Source organism: Candidatus Limimorpha avicola (assembly GCF_056978975.1).
Map to the genome: position 1 here is coordinate 92899 of NZ_DBMCYK010000005.1, position 19754 is coordinate 112652.

At 40.3% G+C, this 19754-nt stretch carries 16 protein-coding genes and 1 pseudogene; 9 read left to right on the plus strand and 8 right to left on the minus strand.

The features are described 5' to 3' along the window. The first annotated feature begins 165 nt into the window (after positions 1–165). The 7 genes from ACZOVS_RS03935 (at position 166) to ACZOVS_RS03965 (ending at position 7268) form a co-directional block, all read left to right on the plus strand. Positions 166–1626 carry an SUMF1/EgtB/PvdO family nonheme iron enzyme gene (locus ACZOVS_RS03935; protein WP_483995924.1) on the plus strand — a complete coding sequence of 487 codons (1461 nt, stop codon included), beginning with the start codon at positions 166–168 and terminating at the stop codon, positions 1624–1626. Positions 1627–1684: 58 nt separating this feature from the next. After that, positions 1685–2965 (plus strand): UDP-N-acetylmuramoyl-tripeptide--D-alanyl-D-alanine ligase, encoded by a 1281-nt coding sequence (locus ACZOVS_RS03940; protein WP_483995925.1) that lies wholly within the window; start codon positions 1685–1687, stop codon positions 2963–2965. Positions 2966–2969: 4 nt separating this feature from the next. Continuing rightward, positions 2970–4028, plus strand: coding sequence for an anhydro-N-acetylmuramic acid kinase (locus tag ACZOVS_RS03945; protein ID WP_483995926.1), 1059 nt, complete (start codon positions 2970–2972; stop codon positions 4026–4028). A gap of 65 nt (positions 4029–4093) precedes the next feature. Then, positions 4094–4780, plus strand: coding sequence for a MotA/TolQ/ExbB proton channel family protein (locus ACZOVS_RS03950; protein ID WP_483995927.1), 687 nt, complete (start codon positions 4094–4096; stop codon positions 4778–4780). A 2-nt stretch (positions 4781–4782) separates the two neighbouring features. Next, the gene (locus ACZOVS_RS03955; protein ID WP_483995928.1) at positions 4783–5193 is read left to right on the plus strand and encodes an ExbD/TolR family protein; all 411 of its coding nucleotides are present in this window, start codon (positions 4783–4785) and stop codon (positions 5191–5193) included. Between the two features lie 2 nt (positions 5194–5195). Next, positions 5196–5969 (plus strand): TonB family protein, encoded by a 774-nt coding sequence (locus tag ACZOVS_RS03960; RefSeq protein WP_483995929.1) that lies wholly within the window; start codon positions 5196–5198, stop codon positions 5967–5969. Positions 5970–5981: 12 nt separating this feature from the next. Further along, entirely contained in the window at positions 5982–7268 is a 1287-nt protein-coding gene (locus ACZOVS_RS03965) for a bifunctional folylpolyglutamate synthase/dihydrofolate synthase (protein WP_483995930.1), read from the plus strand. A 213-nt stretch (positions 7269–7481) separates the two neighbouring features. On the opposite strand, the pseudogene ACZOVS_RS03970 reads toward ACZOVS_RS03965, so the two are convergent. From ACZOVS_RS03970 to ACZOVS_RS04005, 8 genes and pseudogenes are all read right to left on the minus strand, one after another. After that, a pseudogene (locus tag ACZOVS_RS03970) lies at positions 7482–8632 on the minus strand (IS256 family transposase). Positions 8633–8901: 269 nt separating this feature from the next. Then, a complete protein-coding gene (gene frr / locus ACZOVS_RS03975; RefSeq protein WP_483995931.1) occupies positions 8902–9465 on the minus strand; it encodes a ribosome recycling factor in 564 nt (187 codons plus the stop codon). Between the two features lie 70 nt (positions 9466–9535). Further along, positions 9536–10243 (minus strand): UMP kinase, encoded by a 708-nt coding sequence (gene pyrH / locus ACZOVS_RS03980; protein WP_483995932.1) that lies wholly within the window; start codon positions 10241–10243, stop codon positions 9536–9538. A gap of 10 nt (positions 10244–10253) precedes the next feature. Next, entirely contained in the window at positions 10254–12503 is a 2250-nt protein-coding gene (locus ACZOVS_RS03985; RefSeq protein ID WP_483995933.1) for a patatin-like phospholipase family protein, read from the minus strand. A gap of 61 nt (positions 12504–12564) precedes the next feature. Further along, on the minus strand, positions 12565–15858 hold the full coding sequence (secA, locus tag ACZOVS_RS03990) for a preprotein translocase subunit SecA (RefSeq protein WP_483995934.1): 3294 nt from the start codon (positions 15856–15858) through the stop codon (positions 12565–12567). A gap of 86 nt (positions 15859–15944) precedes the next feature. Then, positions 15945–17318, minus strand: coding sequence for a TlpA family protein disulfide reductase (locus tag ACZOVS_RS03995; protein WP_483995935.1), 1374 nt, complete (start codon positions 17316–17318; stop codon positions 15945–15947). Positions 17319–17376: 58 nt separating this feature from the next. Continuing rightward, entirely contained in the window at positions 17377–17847 is a 471-nt protein-coding gene (gene coaD / locus ACZOVS_RS04000) for a pantetheine-phosphate adenylyltransferase (protein WP_483995936.1), read from the minus strand. A gap of 40 nt (positions 17848–17887) precedes the next feature. Then, positions 17888–18445 carry an NUDIX hydrolase gene (locus ACZOVS_RS04005; protein ID WP_483995937.1) on the minus strand — a complete coding sequence of 186 codons (558 nt, stop codon included), beginning with the start codon at positions 18443–18445 and terminating at the stop codon, positions 17888–17890. 98 nt (positions 18446–18543) lie between these two features. Between ACZOVS_RS04005 and pyrE the strand changes: the two genes are divergently transcribed. Together pyrE and ACZOVS_RS04015 are read left to right on the plus strand one after the other, a co-directional pair. Beyond that, complete coding sequence (gene pyrE, locus ACZOVS_RS04010) at positions 18544–19191, plus strand: orotate phosphoribosyltransferase (protein WP_483995938.1); 648 nt, start codon at positions 18544–18546, stop codon at positions 19189–19191. Positions 19192–19353: 162 nt separating this feature from the next. Then, positions 19354–19749, plus strand: coding sequence for a hypothetical protein (locus ACZOVS_RS04015; RefSeq protein WP_483995939.1), 396 nt, complete (start codon positions 19354–19356; stop codon positions 19747–19749). The last annotated feature ends 5 nt before the right edge of the window (positions 19750–19754 follow it).

The window sequence follows — 19754 nt, forward strand, 5'->3', positions numbered from 1 at the left end:
TGTATATTTAAAAAATTTTTGAAAAAACATTACCATAATTCAAAAAAAGGTTGTAACATTGCATCCGAATTATGGATAGAGTTTTTTGACACTAAAAAATATCCTTTTAAACACAATATCAAAAAGGATTTTTAGTTAAGTAAATGAATTAAACATTTTAAGATAATGCGTAAAAAAATCAGAGTCAAGACTATTTTAGCGATTTTATTATGTGGCAGTGCCTTATTGTTTTCATGCAAGTCGTCAAATCAAAAGTCACGCACTACAGGTTGGAATTACAATGATCCCAACTATGGAGGATTTTATGTAACAGACTCGCCGGAACAAATTACAGGTCCCGGTTTAATTGCCATAGAAGGTGGAACTTTCACCATGGGTGCCACAGTGGAAAATGTTTATTATGAATGGAACAATTCCCCAAGGCAAGTCACTGTTTCTTCATTTTTCATGGATCAGACAGAAGTCAGCAATCTTGACTATCTCGAATACATTTACTGGTTAAACCGTATTTACGGCAGCGATTATCCTGCGATGGTGCAAAATGCATTGCCGGACACTCTTGTATGGCGCAATTCCTTGTCATACAATGAGCCTATGGTTGAGATTTATTTCCGTCATCCTGCATACCGCGATTATCCCGTTGTTGGTGTCACCTGGTTGCAAGCCAATGATTATGCCTTATGGCGTTCCGACCGTGTCAATGAGAACCTTCTCATAGAAGCCGGGATATTGGACTTCGACCCCAATCAAAACAAAGATTCCAACTTCAGCACTGACGCTTATCTTGCAGGACAATATACAGGTGTCATAGCCAACGGTTTTGAAGACCTCGACCCCAATAGTGAGACAGGTCTCAGAAATGTCAAGATGGAAGACGGCTTCATGTTGCCTAAGTATAGACTTCCCACCGAAGCAGAATGGGAGTATGCAGCTCTCGGTCTTATAGGCAACACACAACAGGAACGTATTGTAGAACGTCGTGTCTATCCTTGGAATACCGATGGGCTCCGTACCGATTCCAAAGATTATTACGGCAGTTTCATAGCCAATTTCAAGAGAGGTGACGGCGACTATATGGGTGTTGCCGGAAGCCTTAACGACGGTGCGGCATTCCCTGCCCCTGTGACATCATATTGGCCAAATGACTATGGCTTGTATAACATGGCTGGCAACGTATCGGAATGGGTGTTAGACGTTTACCGTCCGCTTTCTTTTGAAGACTTTGCAGACCACAATCCTTATCGTGGCAACCTGTTTACCAAAAAAGACATAGACTCACTCGGTCGTTTTGTCAACGTTCCTCTCACCGCTGAAGAAATAGGCAACAGAGACAACTACCGCGACAGTTATAACCTCAACTATAATGACGGTGACTATAAATCGACGATTCAGAACGACTGGACCAACGCCGAAAATCCACAAGACGAATATACACAACAGATGTATGATTATGGTTCAACGACGTTAATATCAGATAAGTCACGCGTTTACAAAGGAGGTTCTTGGGCTGACGGTCCTTATTTCCTAAGTCCTTCGGTGAGACGCTTTATGGATGAAGACAAGAGCTCATCGACATTGGGGTTCAGATGTGCAATGAACATGATAGGCAGTTCCATTGCAAAATAAGAATATCAAACTGACATAAAGCCGTCATTTATTGGCGGCTTTTTTAATTTATATCGATATGAAAGACTTTGAGAAGCTATATGAAATATATCGCAAAAGCAACACCGTCACCACCGATAGCCGCAAAATAACCAAAGACTGTATCTTCGTCGCTCTGAAAGGAGAACATTTCGACGGTAATGATTTCGCACTCAGCGTGGCTGACGAGGGTATCGCCGGTTGTGTCATTGCAGACAGTAAGAAACTTCCGGAACATGAACGCATATTCCATACTGAGGACAGCCTGAAAACTCTTCAACAACTTGCAGAACATCACAGAAAAGTTCTTGGAACTAAAGTTTTATCCATAACCGGTACCAACGGCAAGACAACGACAAAAGAACTCATCACTGCCGTACTATCCATGAAATATAAAGTAACTTCAACACAAGGCAACTTCAACAATCATCTCGGGGTGCCTCTGACACTGCTCAACATTCGTCCTTACACCGAAATTGCTGTCGTTGAAATGGGCGCCAATCATCCTTTGGAAATTGAAAGGCTTTGTGAGATAGCACATCCCGACTATGGAATCATAACCAACATAGGTAAAGCTCATCTTGAGGGATTCGGCTCATTTCAGGGAGTAATAAACACCAAAAACGAGTTATACCGATATCTAAGAGACAACAAAGGTTTTGTTTTCCTCAACAAAGACAACGATATTCTCGTCGATTTGGCACAAGGCATATCACAAATAACTTACGGCAGTGACGACAAAGCTGATATTCATGCCAAAATATCGACAGCATCACCTTGTCTCTCCATTAATTGGAACAACCACTCAATACAAACCAACTTAGTTGGAGAATACAACTTTGAAAATGTCATGGCTGCTGTTGCAACAGGAAAATATTTCAATGTGGAAGAGAACGACATAATTCATGCAATAGAATCATATATTCCTACCAACAACAGGTCGCAAATCATCAAGACAGAACATAACAACATCATCATGGATGCATACAATGCCAATCCGTCGAGTATGGAAAAATCCATACGTAACTTCAGAAACATCTGTGGAAAAAACAACTGTCTGATTCTCGGAGACATGTTGGAACTTGGTAAAGAGACTGACAATGAACACAACAAAATAATATTTCTAACCGAAGAACTACACTTTAAAAGAGTGATTTTTGTCGGCAATGCCTTTAAAAGAACAGCTTCTGCAAAATACGAAACCTTTGCCAACGTGGAAGACCTTTGCCATTATCTTGAAAACAACAAGATTAAAGATTTCGACATATTGATAAAAGGCTCGAGAGGAATACAATTGGAGAAAGTATTGAATCAACTTTAATATAATGATTACCAATGTTATAGGTTTGATGTCAGGAAGTTCTCTTGACGGCATCGACATGGTTGATGTTGACTTTTACCATGACGACAGATGGCATTTCGAGATTAAGGCTTTTGACAACATCAGTTATGATGAACAATGGAAAGAGACTTTGTCACAAGGATTTTATTATGGAAAAGAACGACTTGCCAAAACAGATTTAGAATATGGCATCATGCTTGGCGAAGAGACGAAACACTTCATTGAACGTAACAATTTAAGACCGGACATCATAGCATCGCACGGACACACAATATTTCATCGTCCTGATTTAGGATACACTTTACAAATAGGCAGCGGTCAGGCTATTGCAGATATATGCAACTGTATCACCATCAACGACTTTAGAAGTGAAGACGTTGAGAAAGGCGGACAAGGCGCACCTTTAGTTCCCATGGGTGACAAATTGTTGTTTTCAGAATATGCACTTTGTCTCAACATTGGAGGCATAGCAAACATATCGTATGACAATAACGAAGGCATAAGAATAGCATACGACATCTGTATTGCAAACCAGGCTCTTAACTATCTGTCTCGACAAAAAGGATTGAATTACGATGAATGCGGATTTATGGCAAGAAAAGGCAATATCAATATCGAACTGTTAAACTCATTGAACGATAACGATTATTATAAAAATAAAAATCCCAAATCATTGGGAAGAGAGTTTTTCGAATCGGTAACCTTGCCAATATTTAACGATTATAATATCAGTACGGAAGACAAACTTGCGACATTTGTGGAGCATATTGCCATACAGACGGGAGAAGCCGCAAAAGGCTGTGACAAAGGCAAGATGCTTATCAGCGGAGGAGGTGCAAAAAACACATTTCTCGTTGAACGAATCAAAAAGAACACCGGGCATGAAGTCATCATTCCTGCTGAAAACATCATCGATTACAAAGAAGCATTGGTATTTGCTTTTCTCGGTTTATTAAGAAAAGAAAGCAAAATCAACATATTGAGTTCTGTGACAGGAGCAAAAAGCGACAGTTCGAGTGGAAAAATTTGGTTTCCGAAATAATTTTTCAATAGTATTTTTGTTATTAAAACAAAACACTATCTTTGCATAATTAATTCAAAACATATATGAAAATATTAAGCATTCTTCTTCAAATGACTGCTGCAGAAGCAGTAAGTGAACCTACAGAGATCAGATTATCATTATGGGATTTAGCAGTTCAGGGAGGCTGGATTATGGTTGTATTGGGCATTTTTTCCGTCATAACCATATATATTTTTATTGAGAGGTTTATCACCATCAATAAAGCATTGAAAAGCAATGACGCTTTCATGAACAACATAAGAGAATACATGATACAAGGACAGCTTAGCGAAGCCAAAAAAGAATGTCAACGCGACAACACCCCCATTTCGCGTATGATAGAGAAAGGATTGTCACGTATTGGGAAACCGCTTAACGACATACAAACTGCCATAGAAAATGTAGGCAACTTAGAAGTAAGCAAACTTGAAAAAGGAGTTGCCTTGTTAGCCATGATATCCGGAGCCGGTCCCATGTTGGGATTTCTTGGCACTGTGATAGGCATGATAAGGGCATTTTATGACATGTCCATGGCTGGCAACAACATCGACATAGAACTTTTGTCAACAGGAATTTACCAGGCAATGGTAACGACGGTAGGAGGTTTGATAGTCGGTATCATAGCTTTTATATTTTACAATCTCCTTGTTTCCAAGATAGACAATGTAGTAAGTCTTCTCGAATCAAAGAGCATAGAATTTATGGATGTATTAAACGAACCTGCTAACTGATTATGGCTTTAAAAAGAAGAATTCAAAGAAAGGTAGAGTTCAACTCGTCGTCAATGTCCGACTTGGTATTTCTTTTATTGATATTCTTTATGTTGACATCTACCTTAGTGGCGCCCAATGCCATCAAGTTATTATTGCCATCGAGCAAGAGCCGCACCATGGCAAAACAGACAGTGACGGTATATATCAACGAGAAGATGAATTATTATGTAGGAGAACGTCCTGTCAACGAGATAAACCTCAAAAGTGAAATAGTAGCGGCATTAGGTGGAGTATCGGACGGCACTGTTGTAGTGCGTTCCGACAAGAGCGTCCCGGTACAATATATAGTCAACGTCATTGATGCTGTCAATGACATCAACAATGAGAGCAATCTCAATCACAAGGTGCTTTTGGCAACGACAGCGAAATAAATATGGACGATAACAAGAGCAAATATATAGCCTTAACAGTAACGGTGTTAGTTCATGTAGCAGCGGTGATAGTGTTGTTGCTTTGTGCTTTCACCACACCTTTGCCATTACCCGGTGAGGCAGGAGTTGAAGTTGACCTTGGAATGTACAATGAAGGCATGGGCATCAAACAAGACCCCAAACCCACTGTAACACAGCCCAAACCTGTAGTTCAGCCTCAACCTGTGGAAGAAAAGACAGTGACACAGGACATGGAGGAAACACCATCCATAGAAAAGCCGACACCTGAAAAAACTGCGGAAAAGCCTGTTGAAGAGCAGGAAGAACAAGAGAAACCTGTAGAGAAACCCACACCTGAAGTCAATCAAAGAGCGCTGTTCAAGGCTCCTACCTCCGACCAGCCGTCATCATCGGAAGGCATCACCGGCAACGAAGGAGACCAGGGCACACCGGAAGGCTTGGAAAATATACAGAAATACGAGGGACAGGGTGGCAGCGGAGGCGGTCCTTCTTTCTCATTAGGCAACAGAGGCGCAAAACATTTGCCTACACCTCATATTGACTTCAGAGAAGAAGGCGTGGTAGTGGTGGATATTATCGTCGATAAAAAAGGCATAGTAAAAAATGTCTCTATCGGCAAGGGTACAACTACCACCAATGCCACTTTGCGCGAGACTGCTCTAAAAGCTGCCCTCAACGCCGTATTCACAGAAGACCCTAACGCCCCTGACGAACAAAAAGGAACAATCACCTACACTTTTATCATACGACAATAAACCATAATCATCATGAACTACAATGATACTGTAAATTGGATGTTCAACAAGTTGCCCATGTACCAGAGAATAGGCTCTGCTGCATATAAGGCCAATCTTGACAATACTATTCGACTTCTCGATTTACTCGGCAATCCTCAAAACAACTTCAAAAGCATACATGTTGCCGGAACCAACGGGAAAGGAACGGTATCACATACTCTCGCCTCTGTTTTTCAGGAATGCGGTTACAAGACAGGGCTTTATACTTCTCCTCATCTTCGAGATTTCAGGGAGAGAATACGCATCAACGGAGAAATGATTGCTGAAGACGATGTCATATCTTTTATTGAGAAATACAAAGACGACTTCGAAAATATGGAACTGTCATTCTTCGAGATGACAGTAGGCATGGCATTCGACTATTTCAGCAAAAACAAAGTTGACATTGCCATAGTAGAGGTCGGCATGGGCGGACGTCTGGATTCCACCAATGTCATTATTCCCGAACTAAGTATAATCACCAACATTTCATACGACCATGTACAGTTTTTAGGTGATACTCTTGAAAAAATAGCAGTAGAAAAGGCAGGAATCATAAAAACGGGGATACCTGTCGTCATTGGAGAGACACAAAAAGAAACAGAGAAAGTCTTCATTGCCAAAGCTCAGGAGTGTCACAGTCCAATATATTTTGCCGACCAGATAATAGATTGCGACAAAATACATATAGACTCTATAGATTACCAGGCTTTCGATATCTGGAAAAACAATGAGTTGTATCTTGAAGAAGTAAAATTTCCTCTATTAGGATATTACCAGAAAAAGAATCTCACTACTGCCGTATGTGCGTTGGAGTTGCTGAAAGACAAATTCAACATTGAGAAAAAGAACATATACGACGGTATTGAATATGTGATACGGAACACCTCTCTGATGGGACGTTGGCAGATTCTGAACCGAACACCGCTTACAATAGCCGACACCGGACACAATACAAGCGGCATAAAAGAAATAGTAATGCAACTCAGTGACATGAAATTCAAGAAGCTGCATTTTGTTCTCGGCGTTGTCAACGACAAGGATATAGACGGAATACTGAATCTCCTGCCCCGTTATGCGGAATATTATTTCTGCAAAGCCGATATTCCACGAGGCTTAGATGCTGAGATACTTGCAGGAAAAGCATCACACTTCGGACTAAAAGGCAGTGTTTACAAATCAGTAAGACAGGCTTTCAACACGGCTTTCAACAATGCCGATTCCGATGATGTTGTATTTATTGGCGGCAGTAACTTCACAGTGGCAGAAATAGTATAACAAACACCTGAATATCAACATAATAACATCATTTACCCATGTCTTGTAAATTACATTTTCGATACACGACATGGATTTTAGGTAGTGTTTCAAAAAGTGTGTAATTGAGATTCATATTTCGACTGCAAATATATACATTTTTTTAATTTGTCAAATAATTGTCAGAGTAGATCGCAAAGGCTTGCCGAAGCGGGCTGCTCTGACAATAACTTTTTATTCCTCCCATCTGAATTTCTTATCTTCCATCTTGAACAATGGTATCTTGTATTCATAACTTTTTCTCGTCATCGCCACATGTCCCAACAACAATATCGTTGATTCCGGATTAGGTAACGCACCTCTCATTTTCGTTGTCCTTTTATAATCCCTGTTTAGTCTCTCTATCCAATTGGTTGTGTATATCACTTCTTATTTTATAATTATATTCCAAATATGTGAAATAATAAACATTCCTCTCATTGTTCATCTTATTTCCAAAAACAGGATAATATTCTTTCCATTTCTTACAGAACTCTTTCCATTCCTGCTGCTTTCGTATCTTTTTTATCATCGCAGCTGAATACTTCCTTGAGGTCCATTGCCATCTCTGCCTTGTGCTTGGGTTTGATGTATTTTTGACATTCCCTTTGTAAATGTACCGTACATAACTGTATTTCCGCTTCTTTATAATGTTTGTTTATAACATTCTCTATACCTCTCAATCCGTCCGTCACCACCAACCCTGTCTCTTTTACTCCTCTGTTTTTCAAATCATTAAATATGTCACTCCAAAAAGATGAACTTTCCGTCGGATTATTTGCCACACTCAATACTTCTCTGCTCGTATCCTGTTTTACTCCCAATATGCTGTAATATGCCTCTTTGCTCACACTGTCTATTCGTCTGGTGTTTATGAATGTGGCATCTATGTATATTATCGGATAATACTCTTCCAACTCTCTTTTCATCCACGCTGATACTTCTTCTCTCGCATATTCAAACATTCGGCTCACCTGACTCTTGCTATAACTCTCCCCATATATTTCTCCGAATAATTCTCCTACCTGCTCCGTCGTTAATCCTGCTCCATATAATCTAAATGCTATCTGCTTGGCTTCTTCCTCCTGATCTCTAAGTAATCCTAATATTACAGGATAAAAGTTGCCGTTTCGTGTCCGTGGAACTTTCAACTCCAACATCCTGCCTCGTCCATACGTCTTTCGATACCTGTATCCATTACTCATGTCTTTGCTTGTGGCATTATGTCCTTCCCTTTCTGCCTTCATCAGTATCTCAAGACTCATTTTCAATATTTCTTCTATTCCTTTTCCTTCTTTGATTATCTTTTCAATAATTTCGTATCTTTGCTCCTGTGTAAAATTCATGTTTTGTTTTTTTAAAAATTTCTAACTACAAAAATATTAAACTTTGAATTTTACACACTTTTTGGGACAGTATCGAAAGCTCAAATATTTTATTCTGTAAAATGTCGAGAATAATTTTTTTACTCCGGTAAAAACATAATCATAAAGCGGCAACTACATTAAAGGCATGTCAGATGGTGAATCCGGCATGCCTTTATAAAGAAACACGTCAAAGACATACATTTTCCTTGAACAAGAAAGATAAATGATGTCTTTGGCACAGATAAATATCACACAGTAAGAATATCTTTAGATTTCAACTCTGTAAGTTCGTCGATTTTCTTGATATATTTATCTGTAAGTTCCTGTATCTTTTCAGTAAGAAGTTTCACTTCGTCTTCCGAGACGCCATCTTTCTCCAGTTTCTTGGCATCTTCGTTGGCATTACGGCGTATATTGCGGATACCGACTTTTGCCTCTTCCGAAGCTGTCTTGGTACGTTTCACGAGGTCACGGCGTCGTTCTTCAGTAAGAGGAGGCACTATGATACGGAGGAAGTCGCCTTCGTTTTTAGGGTTAAAACCCAAGTTAGCAGCAAGTATGGCCTTCTCCACTGCACCTATAGAGCTTTTATCGAAAGGCTGTACGATAATCTGGCGAGGGTCAGGAGTGCCTATGTTGGAAGTCTGTTCTATCGGCACTATTGCACCATAATATTCCACCTTAACGCCCTGAAGCATCATAGGACTTGCCTTTCCGGCTCTAATCTTCTGAAATTCCGATTCCAAATGGGATATCGTATTACCCATTGTCTCTGTTGTCTCATCCAAAATAAATTGAGATTCTTCTGTCATATTCTACATTTTTATGTTGACAAAGATATATATTTTTGTTTACATATAAAGAATTTTTTATGAAAAAGGCTCACTTTGTCACCAAGGTACCTATTTTTTCACCGTTAAGTACCCTCATGAGGTTGCCTTTGGTATTCATATCGAAGACTATCATGGGCATATCATTTTCCTTACACATGGTAAAAGCGGTAAGGTCCATCACTTTAAGGTTTCTGTTATAAGCCTCGTCGTAAGTAATGGTATCGAATTTCACGGCGTGTGAACATTTCTCCGGGTCGGCGGTATAGATGCCATCGACGCGGGTACCTTTCAAAATCACGTCAGCCTTTATCTCGACGGCGCGCAATGCAGAGGCGGTGTCGGTAGTAAAGAACGGGTTGCCGGTGCCGCCACCTATCACAACGACATTGCCGGCATCAAGCAATGCAATAGCTTTGGCACTACTCATGGAATCTGCTATACGGTCGATATGGACGCCTGACAACAACGCAGTCCTGACGCCTTTGGACTGCAATGCCGACTGTATTGCCATGCTGTTTATCACAGTAGCCAACATACCCATATAGTCGCCTTGTATTCTGTCCATGCCTTTGCTTGCACCTTGAAGACCTCTGAAGATATTGCCACCCCCAATGACAATGGCTATCTGCGCCCCAGTGGCAGATGCCGCGGCTATCTCCTCCGCATATTCATCGAGACGTTTGGGATCAATGCCGTATTGTTGTTCTCCCATAAGCGCCTCTCCACTCAACTTCAATAAAACTCTCTTGTATTTCATATCATATATTTTAAAAATAATAACCTACATTAACAAAACCCACGAAACCTGAACTGACATTGGAACGCATGAGACTTAACTCCACGGGTCCTATTATTGTTTTTGCGCCAACAGTAAGACCTACGCCAACAACAATATTCTCAGGGTCGAACCATTTTTCATATTCGTCGGACATAAATCCGACATCACATTTCAAAGACCCGTAAAACATCTTATAAAAATTATATCTCCAGTCAAGACTTGTGAAAGAAATATGCTGTACATGACGTTGGACAAAGTGCATACCGGTAAAAGCTATAATATTGTCGAGATAAAGCATGCGAGACTGTCCGCCGACAAAGAACTCATAACAAAGCGGCATTGTAGCATTACCGAACTTCGTAGCCAACACGGCAGCAACCTCGAAGCTGTTTTTTTCACTAATCATGAAAGAACGTCCCACCCTTGCATTAAGCAAAAGACAAGCATCCTCGGCATCGGCATCACCCAAAATAAGACTTCCCGGGACAAGATATTCCAACAAGATATTAGTCCTCCATCCTTTTTTTTCAAAAGACGGAGAATCAAGGTTGTTAAGAGAATAATTCAAGAATGCATTAGCATAAAAATTATATTTATTAGAAGGATATTTCTCAAAATCATTCACCAATTTGTACTTATAATCCTCAAATCCAATATATTCGCCTCCTATACCTATAACAATGCTCTGATTGTAGGTAGGTATCCACTGTCCGAACAGTTTCATTTTATTATTTTGAAAATAATAATAATTACTGAACACGTCGCCTTCGTAATAATTAAGGCTGACACCCATAGTAGAAATATCATAACCCAGTTTCAGTCTGTTGGAACAACGATAAAAATGAATTAATCTTAGATATGGATTACCGGATATATTGATGTCAATCATCATATCGGAGCCCTTGAAATAATTGCCGAAGTTTCTAAAAGTAAGATTCAGCAGTACACCAACGCCATAGTTGCTGTCATAATGAGCACCCACTGAAAGCGTCCATTTCTGTTTTTTCTTGCAATGTATCACTAAAAAGGTCTTATCTTCTTCATTAATAAATTCATACCACACATCATAATAGTATTCCGTTGAAATAATTTTCAGCAGACGTTCTTCTATTTCATCAAAAGAGACATGACAAGGGAAAGGCATATTAAACATACTCAAAATATAGGCTGCCTTATCATCATCGAGATCAGACACTTTGACTCCATGAATATATATGGAATCCATAGGTTTAACGATTTTACGCGACACATCGAAAGAGTCTATGGCCTGCAAAGAGTCGGCAAGAGCCTTAAGGACAGGAAAATATTTGCGTGTCTCGCTTTCGCCCATGGCTATGATAGAGTCATATTTGTTAAAATCCATCATTCCTGTACCATGCAAGTCTGGATTTATATAAATATCCGACTCAGCGACAGCTTTTTCCTTTTCAGGTTTGCCAGACAGAGTGATTATTTTGTCAAGTATATCTATAGGAGAAGGATTTTCCGAGAGCTCAAACGGTTGATTCAAATCAATACCTATGACAATATCAGCACCTTTGTTTTTGAGATTTCTAACCGGGAAATTGTTAATCATCCCACCATCAAAAAGCACCTTGTCATCCATAATGACGGGAGTAAAATAAAAAGGTATTGCCATGCTCGCCCTTATGGAACGATGCAAGACGCCACTTGTCATCTCAACAGGTTCAGCATTGTTGACATCAGCAGCCACACAAAGGAACGGAATACTCAATTCGGAATAATCTCTGATATGATAAACCGGTGCAGTATATCTTGTAAGCAACATATTTACAAGATTTCCCTCATATAACCCGGATTCAATCTGTATCTTATTGTTTACCAAAGGGAAAGTAGCAAGATAATGACGATAGAAATACTTCTTGTCTGCCGGAACATAATACTGGGGTATCTCATCAGCCATAATTTTATTCCAATCTTGCGATCTCACTATGGCAATGATATCCTCCACGCTATAACCTATGGCATAGAGGCCGCCCATTATGGCGCCCATACTCGTTCCTCCAATGAAGTCAATGGGGACCCCTGCCTCTTCAATGACTTTCAAGGCACCGAGATGTGCAAAACCCTTGGCACCTCCTCCACTTAAAGATACGCCCACCAACGGTCTTCCGGGACTTTCCACTGTGTCATTTTGAGCAAACAATGATGTCGATGTTGACAGCATCAGTATGGACGAAAGAGACAAGATTCTGATAATATGTATAACATCCTTCATGACAAATACTCAATAAAGCGAGAGCCGTCAACAACATGACTTTAAATCAGGAAGTCAGTCATCAACCGGCATCCTTACCATGACAATTCTTATATTTCTTACCGCTTCCGCATGGACATGGGTCGTTACGGCCCACTTTCTTTTCCACATGTATCGGTTGAGTAACCTGTCTTTCCTGCGTATTGCTGTTAGCCTGGGACAGCAAATCATTACGCTGTTCTTTCAGTTTGGAACGGTCTGTTCTCATCGCCTTATGTTCGCGAATATTATCCATATTGGGCATAGGCACATCAGCACGCATCAGGAACGATATCACCTCACTGTTAATCTTCAATATCATATCCTTAAACAGGTTGTATGACTCGAGTTTATAAATCAAAAGAGGGTCTTTTTGTTCATAATGGGCATTCTGTACGGACTGTTTCAAGTCGTCCATCTCGCGAAGATGTTCTTTCCACGACTCATCTATAAGAGCGAGGGTGATACCTTTCTCTATGGCGAGCGATATCTCTCTCGGACCGTTCTCCACAGCTTTTTTGATGTTGACAACGACATTGATACCTTTTTTACCGTCGGTAAACGGAATAAGTATTCTCTCGAAATGAGGCTGTTTCTCGTAAGTCATCTGAATAATAGGCATAGTCTTCTCGCCTATGACACGAGTCTTGTTGTTATATGACTCCATTGCCTTGTCGAACAACTCATCAGCCAACTGTTCCACTCTGCCTTTCTTAAATTCTTCTTCATCGAAAGGCGGGTTGATACCCATATTGGTAAAAACGTCTAATTTAAACGACTCATAATCGCCGCTTTCCACATGTTTCTCCACTATGGACTGTCCGAGGTCATACATCATATCGTTGATATCGATAGAAAGGCGTTCTCCGAACAAGGCATGTCTTCTCTTCTCGTATATTGCCGTTCTCTGAGAGTTCATCACGTCGTCGTATTCGAGCAAATGCTTACGCACGCCGAAGTTATTCTCCTCGACTTTCTTTTGTGCCTTTTCTATCTGTTTGGTAATCATGGGATGTTGTATCACCTCACCTTCTTTCAGGCCGAGTCTGTCCATGATAGGGGCGATACGTTCGGAGCCGAACATACGCATGAGATCATCTTCGAGAGAGACGAAGAACTGAGAGCTTCCCGGGTCACCTTGACGACCGGAACGACCTCTGAGCTGTCTATCGACACGTCTCGACTCATGACGTTCCGTACCAATAATGGCAAGACCGCCAGCCTCCTTGACGCCGGGCCCGAGTTTGATATCGGTACCACGACCAGCCATGTTAGTCGCTATTGTCACGGTACCAGGCATACCGGCATCTTTAACGATTTGAGCCTCCTTGTCATGCCGTTTGGCATTCAATACATTATGAGGTATATTGCGACGTGTCAGCATACGGCTCAACAGTTCCGATATTTCCACAGAAGTTGTACCCACAAGGACAGGGCGTTTCTGCGATACCATCTCTTCAATAGTATCGATGACGGCATTGTATTTCTCACGTTTAGTTTTATAAATCAAGTCTTCCCGGTCGATACGAGCTATAGGTTTGTTGGTAGGTATCACCACCACATCGAGTTTATAGATATCCCAGAACTCGCCAGCCTCTGTCTCAGCGGTACCTGTCATACCGGCAAGTTTATGATACATACGGAAGTAATTCTGCAATGTGATGGTGGCGTATGTCTGTGTTGCAGCCTCCACCTTGACATTCTCTTTTGCCTCGAGAGCCTGATGCAAACCGTCGGAATAACGACGTCCTTCCATGATACGGCCCGTCTGTTCGTCAACGATCTTGATTTTATTATCCATGATGACATATTCCACATCCTTTTCGAACAAGGCATAAGCCTTGAGCAACTGATGTATCGTATGGATACGTTCAGATTTCTCCGAGAAGTTGCGCAACAATTCGGACTTCTTCATTAGTTTGTCATCATCAGAGAGCGAAGATTTCTCGAGTTCGGCAATCTCGGATCCCACATCGGGAATGATGAAGAACGATGAATCGTTATAAGAGCGTGTCAACTCATCAATACCTTTCTCGGTAAGGTCCACAATATTGAGTTTCTCATCAATGACGAAATAGAGTTCATCGTCAATGATATGCATGTTTTTCTGCTGTTCCTGCAGATAATAACCTTCTGTCTTAAGGAGCAAAGATTTCATACCCTCTTCGCTCAAGAATTTTATCAAGGCATTATTCTTAGGCAAGCCTCTGTAAGCTCTGAACAGCTGGTCAGCACCGTGGCGTTTCTCATCTTCTGTCGCTGACGGATTTGTCAGCAATCTTTTCGCTTCCGCAAGACATGCCGTCACGAGACGTTTCTGAGCCTCATAAAGTTTCACCACATCCGGTTTCAAGGTATCGAACTCCTGGTATTCGCCTCGAGGTGTAGGTCCTGAAATGATGAGAGGAGTACGAGCGTCGTCGATGAGAACAGAGTCCACCTCGTCAACAATAGCATAATGATGTTTACGTTGTACGAGTTCATCCGGGTTGCCGGTCATGTTGTCACGCAGGTAGTCGAAACCGAATTCATTGTTAGTGCCGTAAGTAATATCGGCGAGGTAGGCGTTCCTACGTTCCGGAGAGTTGGGTTGATGTTTGTCTATGCAATCCACCGACAGACCGAGGAATTGATATATGGTACCCATCCATTCCGAGTCACGTTTAGCGAGGTAGTCGTTCACGGTAACCACATGAACGCCACGTCCTGCCAAGGCGTTGAGATAGACAGGCAATGTCGCCACCAAGGTCTTTCCTTCACCTGTCGCCATCTCAGCTATCTTACCCTGATGCAGCACCACACCGCCAATGATCTGAACATCATAATGCACCATATCCCATTTTATGGTATTGCCTCCGGCAAGCCAACTATTGTTATAATACACCTTGTCGTCCCTGATATTGATATGGTCATAAACTGTAGCCAGCTTACGGTCCATCTCCGTTGCAGTAGCCTCAACGACATCATTCTCCTTGAAACGACGTGCCGTTTCTTTCATGACAGAGAAAGCCTCCGGCAACAAGGTATTCAATGCCTCTTCAATCTTATCCAACTGCACTTTCTCCAACTTGTCTATCTGAGAATAAATATCAGTCAACTCTTCGACGTCCATCTCAGGATTGTCAGCGATTCTTTGTTTCAATTCACTGATTTTGACATCTTCTTCTCTGATACTGTCATTGATATATTCTTTAAACTCTACTGTCTTATGGCGAAGGGCATCATTGTCAAGCAATTTAATCTTCTCATAAGCATCCAAAGTCTTATGCAGAACCGGCATCAATGCCTTATTGTCGCGTATAGATTTATTTCCAAATAATTTAGTAAAAAAGCCCATATATGATATTGGTTAATTGTCTTTTATTAAAATCGTACAAAGATATGAATTATTTTCATAATCTTATTTAAAAAGGATTGTTTTTTTTAATGATAGCCATAAATTCTTCTTATATGATATTCCAAATATTGCTCTGGAGACGGCGCCGGTGCCATGCCGATTTTATTTTGTGTCTTGATAATAACATATTCGGGACATGTCTTTATCTGATATTTCTCCCACAACAATATATCATCTCCCAAATTCAACAGTGTCCAATTATAACCTTTTTCTTTAAACAAAGTTTTATAATCTTCGAAAGAATTGTTCGTTGCTATTGTCACCACCTCGACAGTATCTTGCCATCTCGATTCAAGTTCCGAAAGTCTTTCAAATTGATATTCCGACATTTGCGAAACACGACTCACAAACTGCAACAATATCATTTTGTCTTTATGGTCTGACAATTTAAACACATCTCCCACAGCATCTCTCAAAGAAAAAGAAGGTGCATCGGTGTCATACGCCAAACGATTGAGTCCTGCCTGTATATCGTTGATTATCGTTTTATGTCTTGGCACCATTGTCTTCGACTTCATAATATCGAGATAACTGTTTACAATTTTTTTCTCATTGGGATTTTCATAGTACATTCTTCTGAGATTCCAGATAAATATCAATTCAAACAGGCTGTCGTTATTGGCAAGAAAATCATCTTTTTTAAGGTAAGAAACAAAATTGTCATAACCTGAAGCGAAAGCATACATAAACTCCGACGGCTCGAATTTTCTTTGCAAAAAATAGTCGGTAAACGTTTCCTTAAAAAGATCCATATAAGCAGGTTGAGAATAAAGTATATCATTATCAAGGAAATATTCATTCATCACTTTCTTGCCGCCATCTCCGGTAAGAGCAAGCATTACTACTCCTTTTTTATATCTTATATAATCCTTGACAAAGTCGAAATTCACCGTTCCGAGTTTTCTTTCTATATCACTATCCAAAGAATCGAGCAAAGCCACACGTCTTCCTCTGTACAACTGATTGAAGTTGTTGAGAATAAACTCATTGATAATATTCTCCGTCATGGTAAACTGATAATACAAACCATCATCATCGGCATCGAGCATTGTTATGACAGATTCCTGACGTTCGAAATACGACACATCTTCATTATTTTCCGGTATCTCTATTTTCACTTTATAAGAAGACCGAGTATTAAGCAACATGTCAACACTTTCGAGATTGACAGCTATACGCGCCAATGTTATGTCCGGAAGATCGGTCTCCAAACGGAAATTGCCTTTATTATCGGAACGGGTAGAACATACCTCAGTCATCTCGCAAGACAACATATCATCATATACAAAAAGACGTACTAAAGCATTGGCTTTGTTAGTACTTCCGTCTATCACCACATTCTGGGCCGACACTGTCATTGCGGACATCAGAAACAATATGTAAAATATCACCTTTTTCATATCATTAGAACGGTGACAATATTTTAATATTGTTACCGACAAGATGTAATATCGGCAATTATCTGTTAATAAAATACTCTTTTATTGCATCAGGCACCAACATACCGGCATTTTTGCCATGGCTTATCAGGTCACGCACTAATGTCGATGAGACATAACTCAATGAAGGAGAAGCATAAAAAAACACCGTTTCCACTCCAGGCAACAAGTTTCTGTTAGCCTCTGCCATCTCCTTCTCATATTCAAAATCGATTATATTGCGTACACCTCTGATGATAAAACGAGCATCTTCCTCCTCACAAAACTCCACGGCAAGACCTTCAAAACTCTTAACTTTGACATTTTTACAATTAGAAAACACCTTTTCAATCCACTCCAAACGTTGTTCCAAAGGGAAAAAACTCTTTTTATTGATGTTATGTCCTATGCCGATGACAATCTCGTCGAACAAAGGCATTGCCTTCAACAAAACGTCCTCATGTCCTTTTGTTATAGGATCAAAAGAGCCGACAAAAACAGCTTTTCTCATGATAATATTTTTGTGCAAATATACAAATTTCTCAAACACATTATTTCACTCCCAACACCTCCAATATATCTTTTGCAAGAACAAAACTCAATGAAGGATATGTGTCTCTCAAAAAAGCATGTACATTGTCTTTGTCTATCATAAACACCTTGGTGATGCCTTCTTCGCGTTGAGGTTTAAAATCGTTCTGTAAAGATGAACTCATAAGATACCAATAAGTTTTTTTCAACACCCACTGATTGTCAAAAAAGTAGCAATGCCAAGTAGAAGGAAGCGCACGTAATATAGAAAGTTTTTTCATTCCGGTCTCTTCTTCCACTTCACGAAGTGCTGCAGCCTCAGGACTTTCATTCTTCTCTATATGACCTTTGGGGAAGTCAGGTTTGCCGTTTCTTTCTATTGCAACAATATTGTTTCCATATTTCACAAGACCTCCGGCTGCAGGAGCCTGTCTGAACAACGACTTTATGGCAGCAGCTGCCGCCATGCCATCCACATTATTCAAAACAAGGTCTTCGTCATCACCGCCGATGAGCCATTTTCTCAATATATCTACAAGATTATCAACGGCATTACTGTCAACAGACATCTCAGACATTCCGGATGTCAATAAATTATCATAAAAATTTACGATGGTTAAACATCGATTATTACAAAAAAGTCTGTACATTTGCATCGCATTTAATTAAACATAATATGAACGATCAAGAAACATCGATGGCATTAGCCAATTTCCTGCTGCAAATTAAAGCAATAAAATTGAATCCCGCACAACCTTTCACATGGGCTTCGGGATTAAAAAGTCCAATTTATTGCGATAATCGCATTACCTTGTCATTTCCACAGATCAGGACATTCATACGTGAAGCTTTCACCAAGCTATGTATGAAAAAGTATGGCAAGCCTGACATCATAGCAGGCGTAGCCACAGGCGGGATACCGCAAGGTGCATTGGTGGCACAGGAATTGGGAGTCCCGTTTGTCTATGTACGTTCCGAAAAGAAATCGCACGGCTTAAACAATCAGGTAGAAGGCATTGTGCCAACAGGTTCCTCTGTCGTAGTGGTAGAAGACCTCATATCTACCGGTAAATCAAGTCTTGCTGCCGTCAGTGCCTTACGCGAGAAAGGCGCCGTCGTCAAAGGCATGATGGCTATATTTTCCTATTGCTTGGAAGTAGCTGCAGAGAGTTTCAAAGAGAATAAATGCGACCTGGTGACTCTTACAAATTACGACACTCTGATACAAAAAGCCGTAGCGGAAAACTATGTAAGAGAAGAAGATCTTTTCACATTGATGGAATGGAAACAAAACCCACAGGCATGGAGCGATGCCAGAATGTAATACTGTAATGATATTATACTTGCCCATACTCAATGAATGTTCTTATTTGTCGAAACACCGACATAACAACATAAACCAATGATTCTTATAAATTGAAATTATAACGTAACAAAACACGAAGAGGTTTCTTATTCACAGTATTTTAAGTTCTAAAAATACATCATGATAATAAAAAGCAACTACAAAAAAACACCATACAGCGAAATCGAGTTGTTCAATATTTGCAAAGACCTGAACAATGCCATAAAATATCTGCCTTCGGAAGTGGAAAACATCAATACCGACTCCGACAATTTATCATTCACCGTCAAAGGCATGGGAAATATTGCCTTGCGTATAAGCAACAGAGTGGAAAACAATTTGGTGCAGATGGTACCTGAAGGAAAGACACCTTTTCCTTTCACACTTAACATTCACATAAGACCTGACGGAAACACCTCGGAATGTCAGTTCGAAATAGATGCAAACCTTAACCCTTTGATGCAGATGATGGCATCACGTCCTCTACAAAATTTGGTCAACATGATGGCGGAAAAAATCAGTGAGAAAAAAGATTGAACACT